Here is a 566-nt window from a genome sequence, read left to right as displayed (position 1 = left end):
GCAGTGAACTCCGACTTGTCGTCGGTCAAACTGATGATGTAGCTCTGGTTTGAGGTAGAGCCGTCTGTCGACGTCGCCACCACGGTAATGGTATGACTCGTGGCGGTTTCATAATCCAGTGCCGCCGCTACAGTCACAATGCCGCTGCTGGGATCAATCGTGAACAAGCCGCCTGCGGTATTACTCAAGGAATAACTCACCGTGTCACTGCCATCACTGTCGGTGGCGTCTAAGTCCAGCCCCACGGTGGTGCCAACAGTGACACTTTCTGACACCACACTGTTGGTGGCGTCAGTATCGGTGATCCCCGTGACTGCAAACTCACCTTTGTTATCGATCAAATTGATGGTCATGGTATGGGTCGTGCTACTGCCATCAGTCGACGTGGCTTGCACCGTGATGTTATGGCTCGTTGCTGTTTCGTAATCCAACGCGCCTGCCACCGTCACTTTGCCCGAGTCGGGATCGATGGTGAACAGCCCCCCTGCATTATCAGTTAGGGTAAACGTGATGCTATCTGAGCCATCACCATCGACCGAGTTGAAGGTCACCCCCACGCTGTCGCC

Annotated in this window: 1 protein-coding gene; it reads right to left on the bottom strand. The window is 54.6% G+C overall.

The features are described from left to right. Positions 1–566, bottom strand: a 566-nt coding sequence (locus A1OO_RS06975; protein ID WP_035008767.1) for a cadherin repeat domain-containing protein, incomplete at both ends; no start/stop codon positions are given.

Origin of the sequence: Enterovibrio norvegicus FF-33 (assembly GCF_000286835.2) — a bacterium.
Lineage (GTDB): Bacteria > Pseudomonadota > Gammaproteobacteria > Enterobacterales > Vibrionaceae > Enterovibrio > Enterovibrio norvegicus_A.
The sequence above is the reverse complement of the archived record's forward strand: the minus strand, read 5'-3'. Positions and strand labels throughout refer to the sequence as shown.